This is a genomic window from Ureibacillus thermosphaericus, assembly GCF_012396605.1.
Classification (GTDB): domain Bacteria; phylum Bacillota; class Bacilli; order Bacillales_A; family Planococcaceae; genus Ureibacillus; species Ureibacillus thermosphaericus.
This window is the reverse complement of the sequence record NZ_JAAXPW010000010.1, coordinates 45,358-61,033: the sequence shown is the minus strand read 5'-3', so window position 1 is coordinate 61,033 and position 15,676 is coordinate 45,358. Positions and strand designations below refer to the sequence as shown.

The following is a 15,676-nucleotide window of genomic DNA, read 5'->3' as shown; positions in this document are numbered from 1 at the left end:
AAAATTAAAACCCTAGGATTGTGCATCGTTATTGATGCACATCAACTAGGGTTTATCGTTTACTTACCACCATTATTGTTGTATAAACAGTTTTCGGCAATTAGTCAGGCCGAAAGATTGTTTAAACTCCCTCCTTTGCAATTAGAGTGAGCGTGTTCTTTTCGACCATCCCCTTTACGAATTGTTAATTATAATTTAACACAACACTTCATTTTTGTAAATATTCTGAATAATAAAAATAAAATTAATTCTAAATACCTATTATTTTCAATTTAAAACTTTATTCTTTTATTGCAATTATCGCTGTTTTTCGTTATGATGACCTAGACGAAAGAGGTGGAAACGTGAAACCAATTCAAGACAAAAACACACAAGTTAAATACTTAAAAGAGCGTTTAGAAATCTTCCTCGAAGTATTGGAAGCAATTGATGAAGAAACTGCGGGTATCGAAGACATTGATCGCTTAATTAAAATGATTGACGATATTGAAGAAAAAATCGAGCAGTTTAAACAAAGATCTTAACAAAACTGTTTATTTCCAAATTTAACAAACAAATCCAAACAATAAACGTCCATTTCACTCGAGAATGGACGTTTTTACATGTCGAAAACCCTGCTTTTGACAGTTTCCCTTTTAAGCTTCTACTCTTTTAATAGAAATTATAAAAAGGTATAATAGACATGGACTTTAATCTTTTTTTATTAATTTTGGGGGGTAGACATTTCATGTCAGTCGCAACAACATATTTACAAACTTTGGAGAAAAGTCTTTATGACTTAATTTGTGAAACGTCCACAAATTTACCGAAAGATGTTCGCCGTGCCATTAAACGAGCAAAGGAAGCTGAAAGTGCTGGTACTCGTGCTGCAATGAGTTTAGCAACTATTACGAATAACATTGTAATGGCAGAAGATAATGTATCACCTATTTGCCAAGATACAGGACTTCCAACATTTAAAGTAAAAACTCCTATTGGTGTTAACCAATTAGAAATTAAGGAAGCAATCCGCAATGCAGTAAAAAAAGCAACTGAAGATGCGAAACTCCGTCCAAACTCTGTTGATTCATTAACTGGAAAAAATAGCGGTGACAATCTTGGTGAAGGCGTTCCTGTTATCAAGTTTGAACAATGGGAAAACGATTATATTGAAGTGAAACTAATTTTAAAAGGCGGAGGCTGTGAGAACAAAAATGCTCAATACAGCTTACCTTGCGAATTAGAAGGTCTTGGTCGCGCTGGACGTGATCTTGATGGAATTCGTAAATGTATTCTTCATGCTGTATGGAAAGCTCAAGGACAAGGTTGTTCTGCTGGTTTTATCGGAGTAGGTATCGGTGGAGACCGCTCTAGCAGCTACGATCTTGCAAAAGAACAATTATTCCGCCACTTAGAAGATACAAATCCTATTCCTGAACTTGCTAAATTAGAAGAGTACATCGTTGAAAAAGCAAATACACTTGGTGTAGGAACAATGGGCTTCGGCGGTGAAGCAACATTATTAGGTTGTAAAATTGGCGTAATGCACCGTATTCCAGCTTCTTTCTTCGTATCAATTGCTTATAACTGTTGGGCATTCCGTCGCATGGCGGTTGATATTGATGCTAACACTGGCGAAATCAAAAAATGGCACTATCAAGATGGTGAAAAAATTACATTCCGAAACGAAGAAGAAAAAGCTGAAACAAAATCTGAAAGCCGCGTAGTTGAATTAAAAGCACCAATCACTGAAGAGCAAATTCGTGAACTAAAAGTGGGTGACGTTGTAAAAATTAGCGGTCGCATGTACACAGGTCGCGATGCAATTCACCACCACTTAATGACACACGATGCACCAGTAGATTTAAATGGTCAAATTATTTACCACTGCGGTCCTGTTATGGCAAAAGACGAAAATGGAAATTGGACTGTAAAAGCGGCTGGTCCTACAACTTCCATCCGTGAGGAACCTTATCAAGGCGATATCATGAAAAAATTCGGAATCCGCGCAGTAATTGGAAAAGGCGGTATGGGTGCAAAAACATTAAAAGCATTACAAGAACACGGTGGCGTGTACTTAAATGCAATTGGTGGTGCAGCACAATACTATGCTGACTGCATTAAGAGCGTAGACGGTGTGGACTTTCTTGAATTCGGTATTCCTGAAGCAATGTGGCACTTAACAGTTGAAGACTTCACTGCAGTTGTTACAATGGACTCTCACGGAAACTCTTTACACGCAGATATCGAAAAATCTTCATTAGAAAAATTAGCTCAATTCGCAGAAAGAGTATTCTAATTAAATCAGAATGATATAGGTTTTGCTGTTCAAAAAATCAGATGAACATTTGATTTTTTGAGCAGCTTTTTTATGAACTTTTTGCAACTATTATAAAAACACATAAAAATGGGCATTCACTTGTGATGAATGCCCATTTTCCTTTGGTGAATTGGAGTATTATTTAATGGTTAAACCAAAGATGTCTTTTCTGAAGTGTCATTATAAATTTCTGTATCTAGTTCTTTTGTGATACGGCTTGATACAATACCGGACACCATAGAACCACTTACATTCAGCGCAGTACGTCCCATATCAATCAACGGTTCTACTGAAATCAAAATACCCGCAAGCGCTAACGGCAAATCCATAGCAGATAATACAATGATTGCTGCAAATGTTGCACCACCGCCAACACCGGCTACACCAAATGAACTGATCGCAACGATTAAAATAAGCATTGCAATAAACCCTGGTGTAAACGGATCAATTCCAACAGTCGGCGCAATCATAACAGCCAACATTGCCGGATATACACCAGCACAACCATTTTGACCAATGGATAAGCCAAAAGAACCTGCAAAGTTGGCAATTCCTTCTGGAACGCCTAAACGTTTTGTTTGCGTTTGAAGATTTAACGGTAATGTAGCTGCACTTGAACGTGATGAAAATGCAAATAATAAAGTTTCAGCAACTTTTTTCACGTATAATACTGGATTTAAACCTGTCAACGAAACAATTATTAAATGTACAATAAACATTGCAATCAACGCTGCATAAGAAGCAATGACAAATTTGCCTAAATCGGCAATTGCACCGAAGTTGCTTGTAGCAACCGTACGTGCCATAATCGCCAATACCCCATATGGCGTTAATTGCAGAACGATGCGTACAACGCCCATTACGAGACCATAAATGGCATCGACGCCTTTTTTCACTGTGTTTGCTGTTTCCTCATCTTTTCGTTGAAGTTGTAAATAAGCAAATCCTAATAAGGCTGCAAAAATTACAACCGCAATCGTTGAAGTGGAACGGGCACCTGTCATATCAAGGAATGGATTGGCAGGGAACATTTCCAAAATATGCTCTGGCAATGTTTTTACATTTTCAGCTTTTTGCACAATTTCCTCTCCACGTGCAACTTCAGATTCCCCTTGCATGATTTGTGAAGCATCCAAATCAAAAATGGCTGTTGATAAAATACCTAAGGATGCAGCAATGGCAGTTGTACCAATTAGCACAGCCAAAATGATGCTTGCAATTTTCCCTAAATTTTTTCCTATTGTCACTTTCGTAAATGCCGCCAAAATTGAAATAAATACTAAGGGCATTGCAACCATTTGCAATAATTTTACATAACCATTTCCGATGATATTAAACCATGGCATCGTTTTCGTTATCGTTTCTGAACCAAATCCATAAATCCATTGCAGAACAGCTCCAAATACTACCCCAATAGCTAACGCTATAAACACTCTGTTTGAAAATTTTACATTTTTTTTCTTTAAAAAATATAGAAAGACCAACAAGCCTATTAAAATAGCAATATTTACTATGATTCCCATCACTTAACCTCCTTTTATATGAACAAACTTTATAATACATCTTTATTCCGATAAGTCAAGTAAGATTAATATAATTTAAATTTTCTATAATTTTTAGTGTTTAATTGTTTACAAAAGAACTGTTTTAGATTAGAATAATTTTAAAATAAAACTTATTTCAAATAATTGATATTGATTATCAATCACTATAAAAATAGAGGTTTGAAACTGAAATTCATTATCACAAGGAGGATTTTATGGATAACAGTAATCGAGAAAGTTTCTCAATAATTGAGAATATAAAACAACATCAGGAACTAATCGCAGCTATTATAAGCGGAGTCATTATATTAATGGCGTGGAAATTAGAAAAAGAAGGCTTATCAACAGCTTCGGTATTTTCATATATAATCGCTTTTATTATTGGTGGTTATGCGAAAGCAAAGGAAGGAATCCTTGACACTATAGAAAATAGAACATTAAATGTGGAGTTATTGATGATTTTGGCAGCCATCGGTTCAATGATAATCGGCTACTGGACAGAGGGTGCCATACTGATCTTCATTTTTGCCTTAAGCGGCGCCCTTGAAACTTATGCAATGAATCGTAGTCATCGTGAAATCTCATCCTTAATGAATTTGCAACCAGAAGAAGCATGGCTCGTACGAGGAAATTTTGAGCCGATGAAAGTACCCGTTTCTTCTTTAAAAGTAGGCGACCATCTGTTAATTAAACCGGGAGAAAGAATTCCTGCAGATGGTGAAATCATAAAAGGCTCTTCATCTGTTGATGAATCAGCCATAACAGGTGAATCTATTCCCGTTTCCAAAAATGTAGGTGATGAAGTTTTCGCAGGTACCATCAATTTAAATGGCACCATTACAATTAACATGACAAAACCAAATTCTGAAACGCTTTTCCAAAAAATTATTACGCTCGTGCAATCAGCTCAAAGTGAAAAATCCCCTTCCCAACTATTTATAGAAAGATTTGAAAATCTCTATGTAAAGTGTGTTTTAATTGCCGTTTTAATTATGATGGTTCTTCCTCACTACCTATTTGGTTGGGACTGGAATACAACTTTCTATAGAGCAATTGTGTTGCTAGTTGTCGCTTCACCTTGTGCCCTTGTTGCATCCATTATGCCCGCTACACTCGCAGCAATCTCAAATGGTGCACGACACGGCATTTTACTAAAAGGTGGCGTCCATTTAGAAAATTTGAGCGTCATTAAATTACTTGCAGTTGATAAGACTGGAACACTAACGGAAGGAAAGCCGTCAGTAACCGATGTGATTGTCCGAGAAGATTTGGATACTAATGAAACGCTTCAAATTATTGCATCTATTGAAGCTCAATCCAATCACCCTCTTGCTCAATCCATTGTTCAGTATGCGAAAGAACAACAAGTGGAAATTATCTCCGGCATTGATATTGCTGATGTTCCTGGATTTGGGTTAAAAGGGGATATTCGCGGTCAATCTTACACGATTGGTAAGGGAGATTTTGTAGGAAGCAATGAAGCAAAGACATTTGCGAATGGTGTTGCAGCTCAACTGGCAGAAGAGGGAAAAACCGTTGTCTTTATGAAAGATGAGCAAGGTATTGCCGCATTGATTGCTTTAAAAGACATAATTCGTGATGAAGCGAAAGAAGCTGTTCAAACATTGAAAGAACTTGGAATCAATATTACCATGATTACAGGAGATAATGAAAAAACAGCCAAAACGATTGCGAAAGAAGCAGGGGTAACGGAATATATTGCTGAATGTTCTCCAGTTACAAAAACAGAATTTATTAATAAAGCTTTAAAACAACATCAATACGTTGGAATGGTAGGCGATGGTATCAATGATGCACCTGCCCTTGCAAAATCAACTGTAGGAATTGCTATGGGCGGAGGTACTGATGTAGCATTGGAAACGGCAGACGTCGTATTAATGAAAAACGATTTATCGAAAATTGCCTACGCAATTAAACTAGGAAGAAAAATGCAAAAAATTGTGAAACAAAATGTTATTTTTTCAACAGCAGTCATTGCTTTACTCATCATTTCTAATTTTCTTCAAATCGTCGATCTCCCACTTGGGGTAGTTGGGCACGAAGGTAGCACTATTTTAGTGATATTAAATGGATTAAGAATGCTTAAAACACAATCATAGAATATAATTATTGTAGTTGATGCATTGGTTTATATGTAAACAGAAAAGCGGATTTAGCTGTTTTAATAGCTAAATCCGCTTTTCTGTTTAATTGTATGAAGTACAAAATTGCTATGAGTGGAGTGTCTGCTTTGGGAAATTTTTTAATTAGGAGATGTTGCCTTTTCTTATTTTCGCAAAATGTCTTTTATGCATTGCTGCATTTAATATTCCACCGAATATTAAAATCATTCCCGTAAAATACAACCAAAGCATAAAAATAATGACACTGGCAATACTTCCATAAGTAAAAGTAAAATTACCAAAATGATTCACATAAAAAGAAAACCCGTAAATTAACACTACCCATGAAATAGTTGAAAATACTGTTCCAGGTAATACAGTCACAATATGAACTCGTGATTCTGTATAAGGTATAACCCAGTACAATAAAAGTAACACAATAAAAATGAGTAGTGGTGGTAAAATCCATTGTACATAATTCCAAAAGTCAACAAATGATGTCTCGACTCCTAAAAAATCGAATAGCAAGTATACATATCGTTGACCAAAAATCGGCACTATTAAAGCAAGCAGCAATATTAAAATTAATAATACTGTAAAGACTAATGACCAAGCTCGGTTTATAATTCCCATCTTTGGCTCTGTTTCATAAGCTTCATTTAACGTTTTAATTATCGCATTCATTCCTCTTGAAGCAGACCACAATGTACCTAATATCCCGATTGATAAAACACCGCCCCCATTATACGTTGTCAATACTTCTACAATCGTTCCTTGGGTCAACATGAAAACTTCAGCTGGTACAATGGTTTGAATAAAACGAAAAACATGTTCTTGATTAATATCCAAAAAAGGTAATGTGGAAACTACGACTAATAACAACGGGAAAAATGATAGTAAGAAGAAGTAAGCTAGTTGCGCCCCCATTCCGGAAATGTCCACTTTCTTCATTCTGATAATGATTTCCTGGACAAATCCTTTAAAAGTCGTAATATCAATTTTTGATTCATCTGGATTAAAAATTGATTGAAACATTAAAACCCATTTTGTTTGCGAAACTTTTGAATCATTCAAGCGCTAGCTCACTTCCCTTCATCCCACATCACATTATTTTTCTTCTTTCGATGAAAAAGCTGCTTTTGTATCTTCGACAATCGCTTGAACGGTACTTGGAATTTCTTTCATTTCATCGATTTTTTCCATAATAAAATTTACATTTTCCGTCGTATCTTCATATAATTTTTGCATTTTTTCTATCTTTTCATAAACGAGTTGTTGGAATTCATCACGATTTTTAGCATAGTAAATAACAGAATCCTTTATATTTTTCATTGTTTCAACGGTATGTTCTCTTGTTTTACGATCAAACATGCTCACTGCGGCACCTACTATTGCACCAATCACAACACCTTTGCATAATTTGCTTTGGCTCATTACCTTCTCCTCCTGTCGATTCATGTAAAGTTTTACTAATAATATTCTATAAGAACTTTTAATCTTTTAAAAGTAAGGGCGAATACATGGATACAACTTGACAACAATAATATGAAATGAAATGATGATACAAAGCTTAATTGAAAGGTGGCTAAAAAGAGATGAATTTATCAACGCCTTCCAAAGATAATGTGGCGTATATTGTAGAAAAAATTAAAGAAAAATTGAAAATGGTCAATTCGAGCGCATTGCGTTCAGAAGATTTTACAGAAGCTAATTACGAAGATTTGTATGACTTATACGAAATGGTCATGAAGCGTGATTCCTTTAGCCCTAGCGAAATAGAGGCAATCGTCTCTGAATTAGGTTCGCTTCGAAAATAAACCATTTTCATTTTATTAACTACCGCATACTTTTTCCTATTTAATTAATCATTATTCAAATATCTTGTAAAAGCATTCATTATGTTCTTTTAAAGTAAATCATACACTTTAAATAAAACGATTTAAAAAGGAGCGTTCCACTATGAAACGCTCCTTTACATCATATTGTTTTAATTCGTTTCTGAAGTTGTAGTTTCATCTTTTTTCACGAGTTGTTGAATTAACACTTCAACCCGACGATTTTTCGCTCTACCTTCTGCTGTTTCGTTCGTTGCAATTGGATTGTATTCTCCATACCCTTTTGCACTGAAATATTTAGGATCTAAATTCGGATTTGAATCGATAATTAATTTTAAGAAATTCACTGCCCGCATCACAGATAATTCCCAATTTGATCGAAATTCCGGAGTATTTTGAGGCACATTATCCGTATGTCCAGTAATAACAATATAACGTGGTGGGTCAAATTCTAAAATAGCCGATAACTCCTGAGCAATTGGGATGTTTTCAGGTTTTATATCTGCTTTCCCTGAATCGAATAAAATACTATCACGAATTGTAAGCAGCAATCCCTCATCTGTCATTTTTGCTGAAAATGTATCTTCCAATTCATTGACAGCGATAAAATTTTCAATTTCACTTTGAATTTGTTTAAGTTGAGCTTGGTCTCTTAAATAAGCTTTTTGCTCTACTGTCATTCCATCCGTTCTAGCCGTTGGATTATCAATGACTGAGGTATTTTCCATAAACCCAACGCCGCCATTAAAAATTTCATTGAACACTTGCGACATTTTTTGGAACTTTACTTGGTCAATACTACTGGAAGCAAATAATACAATGAATAACGCTAATAGCAACGTCATTAAGTCCGAATACGGTAAAAGCCATGATTCATTGATTTCTGTTTCTTTTCCACGCTTTTTAGTTCTCTTTGCCAAGACCGCCAGCCCCGCTTTCGTAGAATAGTTTACGCTCTTCATTTGTCAAATACGAAGCTAATTTCTGTTCAATAATACGCGGAGCCTCACCTTCTAATACAGATAAAACACCTTCAATCATTAATCGTTTTTGTCTAGCCTCAAAAGCGGATTTACGTCTTAATTTATTAGCAAATGGATGCCATAATACATAACCAGTGAAAATCCCCAATAATGTTGCAACGAAAGCCGAAGAAACTGCATAACCTAATTTATCGATATTTTCCATATCTCCTAAAGCGGCAATTAGACCGACAACCGCCCCAAGTACTCCGAGTGTTGGAGCATATGTACCTGCTTGCGAAAAAATTTGGGCACCACTTTCATGGCGCTCTACCATCGCTTCAACTTCTTCATTTAATACATCCCGTATGTAATCTGCACTTTGACCATCGATTGCAAGAATTAAACCATTTCGTAAAAATGGATCTTTAATTTCTTGGGCTTCACTTTCCAATGCAAGGAGACCTTCACGGCGAGCTAGGTCTGCCCACTTTGAAAACATTTGAATGATTTCTACATCGCTTACTGTTTTTTGTTCAGTAAAAATTACTTTTAATAATTTAGGGATTCTTTTTAGTTCTTTTCCTGGGAATCCAATCACAACAGATGATATTGTACCAACGATAATGATTAAAAATGCCGCCGGGTTGATTAAAATACTCAAGGACGCCCCTTTTACTACCATCCCGACAAATACCGCAATAATGCCAAGAAAAATACCTATAACTGTAGCTAAATCCATAACTGTACCTCCAAATCTTCCACTACTTTATATTTCGACATTTTCCAATATTTTTTTAAGTATCTTTTTACTAGATAACTATAATAATGAGTAATTTTTATAGAAAATAAATGGTTCATATAATAATTTTCTATTTTCATTCAAATATTATTTTTTATAATTAATAAATATTTATGTAAGGAAATAAAAAATGATACTTTCACATCAAATTTTGCATACTTCCCATTATTGTCTGTCACAATTTCTACAAAAATAGCAAAATAGCGTAACGTTCCTTGGAATTACTAATCCTATTTTTCTCCTAAAACCTTTATAATTGTCGTATAGTTATAGTATAATTAATTTAAATCATTATTGTTTTTTAGAAAGGAGTCTAGCAATGGGCTTATTTTTAGCAACTGTAACTGGATATCTTGGCCTTCTTGTAGTTGCAGTTATGATGTTCATTCACTATTTACGTAAAGGTTTAGATTCCACTTCTTCAGTAAAAGTTGACGCAAAACCATCTGAAAAATTTTAATGCCATAGCACTTGAATGAAAAATCGACAAAACAGGTTAAGCTGTATTTGTCGATTTTTTTTATCACTTTTTGCTATATTTATTCATATTCAATTCATTCATTTGTATCAACCTATTTCTTATTGCTATAATCGTCCTTAACATCAGAAAGGGGATTAATAAATGGCATCATTAAATGAGATTTTGCGTTTTAACAAAGAATTCGTTGAAAAAAAGCAATATGAACCATATAAAACATCAAAATTTCCAGATAAAAAAATTGTTATATTAACGTGTATGGATACACGTTTAATCGAATTATTACCAAAGGCGATGAATTTGCGAAATGGCGATGCAAAAATAATTAAAAGTGCCGGTGCAATGGTAGCCCATCCCTTTGGGGGAATTATGAGAAGCATTTTAGTGGCTGTTTATGAACTACAAGCAGATGAAGTGTATGTAATCGGTCATTATGATTGTGGCATGAGCACTGTTGATCCTTATTTGATGGTTGATCATATGATTGAAAAAGGGATAAGTAAGGAGATAATCAAATCTATTAAGTATTCAGGAATCGATTTGATTGAATGGTTACGTGGATTCGGAGATGTTGAAAAAAACGTATTGAATAGTGTTGATATCATTCGCAACCATCCACTGTTTCCAAAAAATACGCCAGTGCACGGCTTAGTTATGAATCCTGAAACAGGCAAACTTGATTTATTAACAAATGGACATGAATATTTAGGTAACAAATGATACAACGATTGAACATTGAGTCCATCTGCATAGGTCAGGAATTAAACTGGCTAGCGGGTGGTTTTTTTGCAAGTTTATCTTTTTTAACATTAAGAGAGGTCTGCACAAGTTGAAGGATTGCCCGCACATGCTAGAATATTTCCCACACCAGCATCGTTTCATCCGCTCAAGTTAATTCATTTCCAGCACATGTTCTAGCATTTCCCGCTCGAGCTTGACTTCCCTCACACAAGACACACGATTTCCCACACATGCAATATAAAAAAATTCGCTCCTAACTAAAATCGCTAATTTTAGGATTTTAGTTAAGAAGCGAACGGTTAACGTTGATTACGAAAATAATCGCTTTGTAAAAGGGCATACATATAATGATCTTCCCAAGATCCGTTAATATACAATAATTCCCTTAATAGACCTTCTCGTTTAAAATTTGCCTTTTCTAAAACCTTCACAGAAGCTATATTTTTGGGTGATACATATGCTTCGATTCTATGTAAATTCACTACATTAAAAGCAAATTGCACAACTTCATTCACTGCTTCTGTTGCAATACCTTGTCCCGTAAATCGTTCGTCGATGGAGTAACCGATAAATGCACTGCTATATGGCAACCTTTTAATCGCATATAGGGAAATATGGCCAATTAATTGTTCCTCATCTTTTGTAAATATCCCAAAGGAATATTCGCGATTTGTACGCTGAAGATGCAATCCTTCTAAAATTTTTCGAAACTGTGCCTCTTCTGTATAATATTCCGCATCATGTAATGGCTCATAAGTTGCCCAAAAATATTTATTTCGCTGTAATAATTCCGCTAATTTTTTTGCATCTGTTTCTACAAAGGTACGTAAATGCAACCTGTCGCTTTCGATTCGAATCACATGATCACCCTTCTTTTTAAATATTTGTAATAGCTTCTTCACCATTGTATTTACCTAATGCCTTTCTTCCATATTTTATAATTCTACTAGCATTTAGTTAGTAGGTTATAAACATGCTAAAGAAACCCAAACTTTACTAGATTGTTTTTGTTCTTGCAGAACCGTAAACTCCATTATTTACCTACTCGATTGTACAATATTATATGCACGTTAAAAGCTGTGCTTGTTTAGTTTTCATCCACATTTCGTTCTCTCTATTCATTTAATCTATTGTTTTCCAAAGTACTATTCGAATATTTTCCTCTTGCTATATTTGTCATATATAAAAGTGAAAAATTTAATTCCTCACTTTAAGTTGTTGAAATAAACGTTTATAATTTTATGGAAAGGAGTGCGAAACATGGGTCGAATGATCGTCATTTTTTGTAGCCTTATAGCAGCGACCATCTATACCTTATATTCTTTTTGGCTACCAATCGAAGGAAAATCCACTATAGCAATTATCAATCGCCTACCACTTCTAATATCGCCTTCTACCTATGTATATATATTTTGGTTCTTTCTTTTTATTCTTTTATTTATTTGGGCAATTAATTATTCAAAGGAGCGTAACTCTGAAACCTTTATTTCGCCTATTCAGACAATTTTCTTTTTGCTCGTGATGATCTTCCAAATACTTTCGATATACTTATGGAATAAGGAAGCATTATTCTACTCCTTTATATGCGTTGGAATCCAACTACTGTCCTTATTCGCACTATATCTTACATATCCGATGCAAGGAGAACATCTGAAAAAAAGAATTCCTATTGCTATTTATTTCGGCTGGATTACTTTTATTTTTATTCTCAATACCTGTTATTTACTATTGTATAAAGAATGGCACGGGTTCGGCTTGAGTAATGCTTTATGGGTGGTAATAATATTAACATTTGCCACATTAGTTGCATTGCATTTACGTTATCATCATTATGACACCGCATATCCACTTGTGTTTGTTTGGTCTTTTATAGGAATTGCAATTTCAAACGGATTTGATGAACTATTAGTTACAACTTCATCCCTATTTTTAAGTGGTGTATTAATTGTTGGAGTATTATTTATGAAAAAAAATCCTGTACGTCATTAAACGTTCAGGATTTTTTTTATGAAATAAAAGCGAATGATTATTCATTAATTTGCGTAATAATTATTGGCTTATCTTTTGTCACAATAATTGTATGTTCAACTTGTGCAACGAGTGATTTGTCAGGTGTAATAAATGTCCATCCATCCCCAGCTTCAATAATATGATCTGTCTTTTCAGAAATGAATGGCTCTACCGCAAGAACCATCCCTTCTTTTAAAATAGTTCCATCCCACGCATCATAGTAATTTAATATGTGTTGTGGGTCTTCATGCAAAGAACGCCCTACTCCATGCCCCGTTAAATTCATAATGACTTTTAATCCATGTTCTTTTGCTTCTCGTTCAACAGCTTTCCCAATTTGATTTAATTTAGAGCCTGCTTTTACTTTTGTCATTGCTCGTTCGAAGGCAGATTTAGCAACACGGCAAAGTTTTTCTTTGTCTTCATACCCTTCGCCTACAACAAAAGATATGCCTGTATCGGCAAAATAACCATTTAGTGAGCCTGAAACATCAATGTTGACTAAGTCACCTTCTCGAATGACTTTATTGCCTGGAATACCGTGTGCAACTTCGTGATTGACGCTAATACATGTATATCCTGGGAAATCATATTCACCTTTTGGACCAGAAAGTGCTCCTGCTTCAGCAAACATGCGGCCGGCAATCTCATCCAACTCTTTCGTTGTGATGCCTGGTTTAGTTGCCGCTTTCATCGCTTCTCGAATTTCTGCACAAATGCGCCCAATTTTTTTTAACGCTTCTAATTCTTCTTGTGTTTTTACAATCATGTAAAATTTCCTTTCTTCTATACAATTTCTTTTTATAATATAACATACTCTATAAAATTTTTCGGAAATCCAAGTTTATATTTAGGAATGTACTACACAATATGATATATGATTTTATTCTAGAAATGATAGAATATACAATGAAAATTTATTTAGACCTTGGTATTTTAATCATGTTATAATCAAACATTATAAAAAATAAATATAAAAACAATAGGAGTTTTATCATTGCGAATTAAAGAGTGGGATTTATTAAGAGTTATTGCATGTTTATCAATTTTACTATTACATTCAACTACTTTTTATAACCTAGAATCAGGTCTTTCTGAAAATTCAGTAATGGTTCATTATATCCGAATACTTCTATGTTATGCTACACCGACATTTATTTTACTTTCCATCATCATACTTGCAGCAAAATATAAAGATGGAATCCCACAATCGTTTTGGTCAAAACGGCTTCAATTCATTTTACTTCCATATATATTTTGGGCTTTTATTGATGCCCTTGTCATTGAATATAACTACCAAAATGGTCTAATTTGGCAAACCTTTTATAACAATATCGTTCTAGGTGAATTTGTAGGTTGGTTTGTTTTAGTTATTCTTCAATTGTATCTATTGTTTTGGCTAATGATTAAATTTCAATGGCCATCTTTTGTCGTGTTACCTTTATGTGTATTGTTGTATTTTCTGCAGCATCGAATTTTTGATTTACCATATCCATTCTTTCAAGAAAATATGAAGTATGAAAAATTGTATGGAACAGCTTGGTTCGTTTATTTTGTAATCGCATTCATAATCGGTGCAAATTATGAAAAAATTCAGCCACTATTGAAAAAATATCGCATTTTCACTGTAATTTTCACGGCACTATCAGCTCTTTATATTTGGTATGGCTATAAATTCGGAATGGTTGAAATACATTCTAGAAGGATGGATTTGATTCCTTTTGTCGTTGGAATAACAAGCATGATCTTAGCCTATGGACAACTGATTCCATCTTTTAAAATTATTCGAATCATTAGCAAATATGCATTTATGATTTATTTAATTCATTGGAACATATTATCATTAACCGCAAAGTACTTTGTATCATTTTTCAACAATGGTTATCTAGCAATTTTAGCAATGATGATATCAACGCTAATCGTTGCCATTACCATTTCAAAATGCATTTCGTATTTACCTTTTGGGAAATGGATTGTAGGTAAAATTAGATAAACGTATAAAAATTTATCCATAAAAAAGCGAATTAGGAAAACAATATTGTCTCCCAATTCGCTTTTTATTTTAATTCACAATTGTAATCAATTTTCTTTTTTTATCAATCTTGGGCTTGCAGTAAAGATGAGCACCGCTGCAACTGCAGTTAAAATAATAGCCGGAACCATATATGAACCATTATACCCGATAGAATAAATCCAGGCATTTTGATCGCCTGCATATTCTTTGAAGAAAATAGCTCCTGCAAGTGTATGACAAATAAAGCGCAACAAACCGCCAATAATTGTTCCGATGATAACAAATAATGCAATTTTATTTTTACGATTTCCTGATACTCCATCTAACACTTGTTTACGAACAATTGCCGCAAATCCTACGAAAGTAAATGCAAAAACATAATCAAGCAATGCTTGAGCCCAATGGACAATATAAGGATTAATTGTCATGTTCAATAATCCTACAATCAATCCAGTCATAAGTCCTGCAGATAGTCCCCAACGAATAGCGATTAAAATAATAGGCAGCATAACTAAACTAACGGATCCACCCTGCGCCCAAATAGAAAATTTCAATTGGTCTAACACATAACCAATTGCAGCAAAAATCGCAATTTCAACCATCCATAATAATTTTTGGTTTCTCATTCAATTATCTCCTTTCTCTTCGTTTATAGAACTTGAGAGAAGGATAGAAAACTACAAAATAAAAAAACGTCCGGACAGAGCCGAGACGTCTTTGTTTCGGTTTCTATCCACATCCCTACGCAAGTACTAACTTACAGGTTCTAAGGGTTAGTGCATCCGGCACACTCTCAGCTGACTTCATCAGCACCCCTTGTGGTACAAATCTTATATTCTATTGGGAACAATGTCATTTTATCAAATTA

The 15,676-nt window shown here is 34.4% G+C and carries 16 protein-coding genes and 1 riboswitch; of the genes, 8 read left to right on the top strand and 8 right to left on the bottom strand.

The features are described from left to right. The first annotated feature begins 344 nt into the window (after window positions 1-344). Window positions 345-524, top strand: a complete 180-nt coding sequence (locus HF990_RS06165; protein WP_016837889.1) for an SE1561 family protein — start codon at window positions 345-347, stop codon at window positions 522-524. Between the two features lie 203 nt (window positions 525-727). After that, complete coding sequence (locus tag HF990_RS06160) at window positions 728-2,278, top strand: fumarate hydratase (RefSeq protein WP_016837890.1); 1,551 nt, start codon at window positions 728-730, stop codon at window positions 2,276-2,278. Window positions 2,279-2,448: 170 nt separating this feature from the next. Here HF990_RS06160 and HF990_RS06155 read toward each other — a convergent pair whose 3' ends face one another. Further along, window positions 2,449-3,822 (bottom strand): L-cystine transporter, encoded by a 1,374-nt coding sequence (locus HF990_RS06155; RefSeq protein WP_168412219.1) that lies wholly within the window; start codon window positions 3,820-3,822, stop codon window positions 2,449-2,451. Window positions 3,823-4,058: 236 nt separating this feature from the next. On the opposite strand from HF990_RS06155, the gene HF990_RS06150 reads away from it, so the two are divergent. Next, window positions 4,059-5,963 (top strand): heavy metal translocating P-type ATPase, encoded by a 1,905-nt coding sequence (locus tag HF990_RS06150; RefSeq protein WP_016837892.1) that lies wholly within the window; start codon window positions 4,059-4,061, stop codon window positions 5,961-5,963. A 147-nt stretch (window positions 5,964-6,110) separates the two neighbouring features. On the opposite strand, the gene HF990_RS06145 is transcribed toward HF990_RS06150, so the two are convergent. Further along, window positions 6,111-7,040: a YihY/virulence factor BrkB family protein gene (locus HF990_RS06145; protein ID WP_184656214.1), complete on the bottom strand. Its 930-nt coding sequence runs from the start codon at window positions 7,038-7,040 to the stop codon at window positions 6,111-6,113. Between the two features lie 33 nt (window positions 7,041-7,073). Beyond that, entirely contained in the window at window positions 7,074-7,400 is a 327-nt protein-coding gene (locus HF990_RS06140; RefSeq protein ID WP_016837896.1) for a YtxH domain-containing protein, read from the bottom strand. A gap of 161 nt (window positions 7,401-7,561) precedes the next feature. Between HF990_RS06140 and HF990_RS06135 the strand changes: the two genes are divergently transcribed. Next, window positions 7,562-7,783, top strand: coding sequence for a DUF1128 domain-containing protein (locus HF990_RS06135; RefSeq protein ID WP_016837897.1), 222 nt, complete (start codon window positions 7,562-7,564; stop codon window positions 7,781-7,783). A 170-nt stretch (window positions 7,784-7,953) separates the two neighbouring features. On the opposite strand, the gene motB is transcribed toward HF990_RS06135, so the two are convergent. Both motB and motA read right to left on the bottom strand, forming a co-directional pair. Then, on the bottom strand, window positions 7,954-8,721 hold the full coding sequence (motB, locus tag HF990_RS06130) for a flagellar motor protein MotB (protein WP_016837898.1): 768 nt from the start codon (window positions 8,719-8,721) through the stop codon (window positions 7,954-7,956). After that, window positions 8,705-9,505 (bottom strand): flagellar motor stator protein MotA, encoded by an 801-nt coding sequence (gene motA / locus HF990_RS06125; protein WP_016837899.1) that lies wholly within the window; start codon window positions 9,503-9,505, stop codon window positions 8,705-8,707. The genes motB and motA overlap by 17 nt, the downstream gene beginning before the upstream one ends. A gap of 379 nt (window positions 9,506-9,884) precedes the next feature. Between motA and HF990_RS06120 the strand changes: the two genes are divergently transcribed. After that, the gene (locus HF990_RS06120; protein ID WP_016837900.1) at window positions 9,885-10,025 is read left to right on the top strand and encodes a hypothetical protein; all 141 of its coding nucleotides are present in this window, start codon (window positions 9,885-9,887) and stop codon (window positions 10,023-10,025) included. 162 nt (window positions 10,026-10,187) lie between these two features. Next, window positions 10,188-10,763 (top strand): beta-class carbonic anhydrase, encoded by a 576-nt coding sequence (locus tag HF990_RS06115; protein WP_016837901.1) that lies wholly within the window; start codon window positions 10,188-10,190, stop codon window positions 10,761-10,763. A gap of 320 nt (window positions 10,764-11,083) precedes the next feature. Here the strand turns inward: HF990_RS06115 and HF990_RS06110 are convergent, their stop codons facing one another. Then, window positions 11,084-11,644: a GNAT family N-acetyltransferase gene (locus HF990_RS06110; protein ID WP_016837902.1), complete on the bottom strand. Its 561-nt coding sequence runs from the start codon at window positions 11,642-11,644 to the stop codon at window positions 11,084-11,086. Window positions 11,645-12,044: 400 nt separating this feature from the next. Between HF990_RS06110 and HF990_RS06105 the strand changes: the two genes are divergently transcribed. Continuing rightward, on the top strand, window positions 12,045-12,773 hold the full coding sequence (locus HF990_RS06105; RefSeq protein WP_016837903.1) for a hypothetical protein: 729 nt from the start codon (window positions 12,045-12,047) through the stop codon (window positions 12,771-12,773). Window positions 12,774-12,810: 37 nt separating this feature from the next. Here HF990_RS06105 and map read toward each other — a convergent pair whose 3' ends face one another. Beyond that, window positions 12,811-13,563 carry a type I methionyl aminopeptidase gene (gene map / locus HF990_RS06100; protein ID WP_168412218.1) on the bottom strand — a complete coding sequence of 251 codons (753 nt, stop codon included), beginning with the start codon at window positions 13,561-13,563 and terminating at the stop codon, window positions 12,811-12,813. 228 nt (window positions 13,564-13,791) lie between these two features. On the opposite strand from map, the gene HF990_RS06095 reads away from it, so the two are divergent. Continuing rightward, complete coding sequence (locus HF990_RS06095; RefSeq protein ID WP_016837905.1) at window positions 13,792-14,787, top strand: acyltransferase family protein; 996 nt, start codon at window positions 13,792-13,794, stop codon at window positions 14,785-14,787. Window positions 14,788-14,873: 86 nt separating this feature from the next. Here HF990_RS06095 and thiT read toward each other — a convergent pair whose 3' ends face one another. Then, on the bottom strand, window positions 14,874-15,434 hold the full coding sequence (thiT, locus tag HF990_RS06090; RefSeq protein ID WP_016837906.1) for an energy-coupled thiamine transporter ThiT: 561 nt from the start codon (window positions 15,432-15,434) through the stop codon (window positions 14,874-14,876). A 95-nt stretch (window positions 15,435-15,529) separates the two neighbouring features. Then, window positions 15,530-15,635: riboswitch (TPP riboswitch) on the bottom strand. Window positions 15,636-15,676 lie beyond the last annotated feature (41 nt).

Bases quoted from the DNA above. Each gene is read 5' to 3' on its own strand.
- HF990_RS06160 (WP_016837890.1), top strand. From the start codon at position 728: ATGTCAGTCGCAACAACATATTTACAAACTTTGGAGAAAAGTCTTTAT.
- HF990_RS06155 (WP_168412219.1), bottom strand. From the start codon at position 3,822: ATGGGAATCATAGTAAATATTGCTATTTTAATAGGCTTGTTGGTCTTT.
- HF990_RS06150 (WP_016837892.1), top strand. From the start codon at position 4,059: ATGGATAACAGTAATCGAGAAAGTTTCTCAATAATTGAGAATATAAAA.
- HF990_RS06140 (WP_016837896.1), bottom strand. From the start codon at position 7,400: ATGAGCCAAAGCAAATTATGCAAAGGTGTTGTGATTGGTGCAATAGTA.
- HF990_RS06135 (WP_016837897.1), top strand. From the start codon at position 7,562: ATGAATTTATCAACGCCTTCCAAAGATAATGTGGCGTATATTGTAGAA.
- motA (WP_016837899.1), bottom strand. From the start codon at position 9,505: ATGGATTTAGCTACAGTTATAGGTATTTTTCTTGGCATTATTGCGGTA.
- HF990_RS06120 (WP_016837900.1), top strand. From the start codon at position 9,885: ATGGGCTTATTTTTAGCAACTGTAACTGGATATCTTGGCCTTCTTGTA.
- HF990_RS06115 (WP_016837901.1), top strand. From the start codon at position 10,188: ATGGCATCATTAAATGAGATTTTGCGTTTTAACAAAGAATTCGTTGAA.
- HF990_RS06105 (WP_016837903.1), top strand. From the start codon at position 12,045: ATGGGTCGAATGATCGTCATTTTTTGTAGCCTTATAGCAGCGACCATC.
- map (WP_168412218.1), bottom strand. From the start codon at position 13,563: ATGATTGTAAAAACACAAGAAGAATTAGAAGCGTTAAAAAAAATTGGG.
- thiT (WP_016837906.1), bottom strand. From the start codon at position 15,434: ATGAGAAACCAAAAATTATTATGGATGGTTGAAATTGCGATTTTTGCT.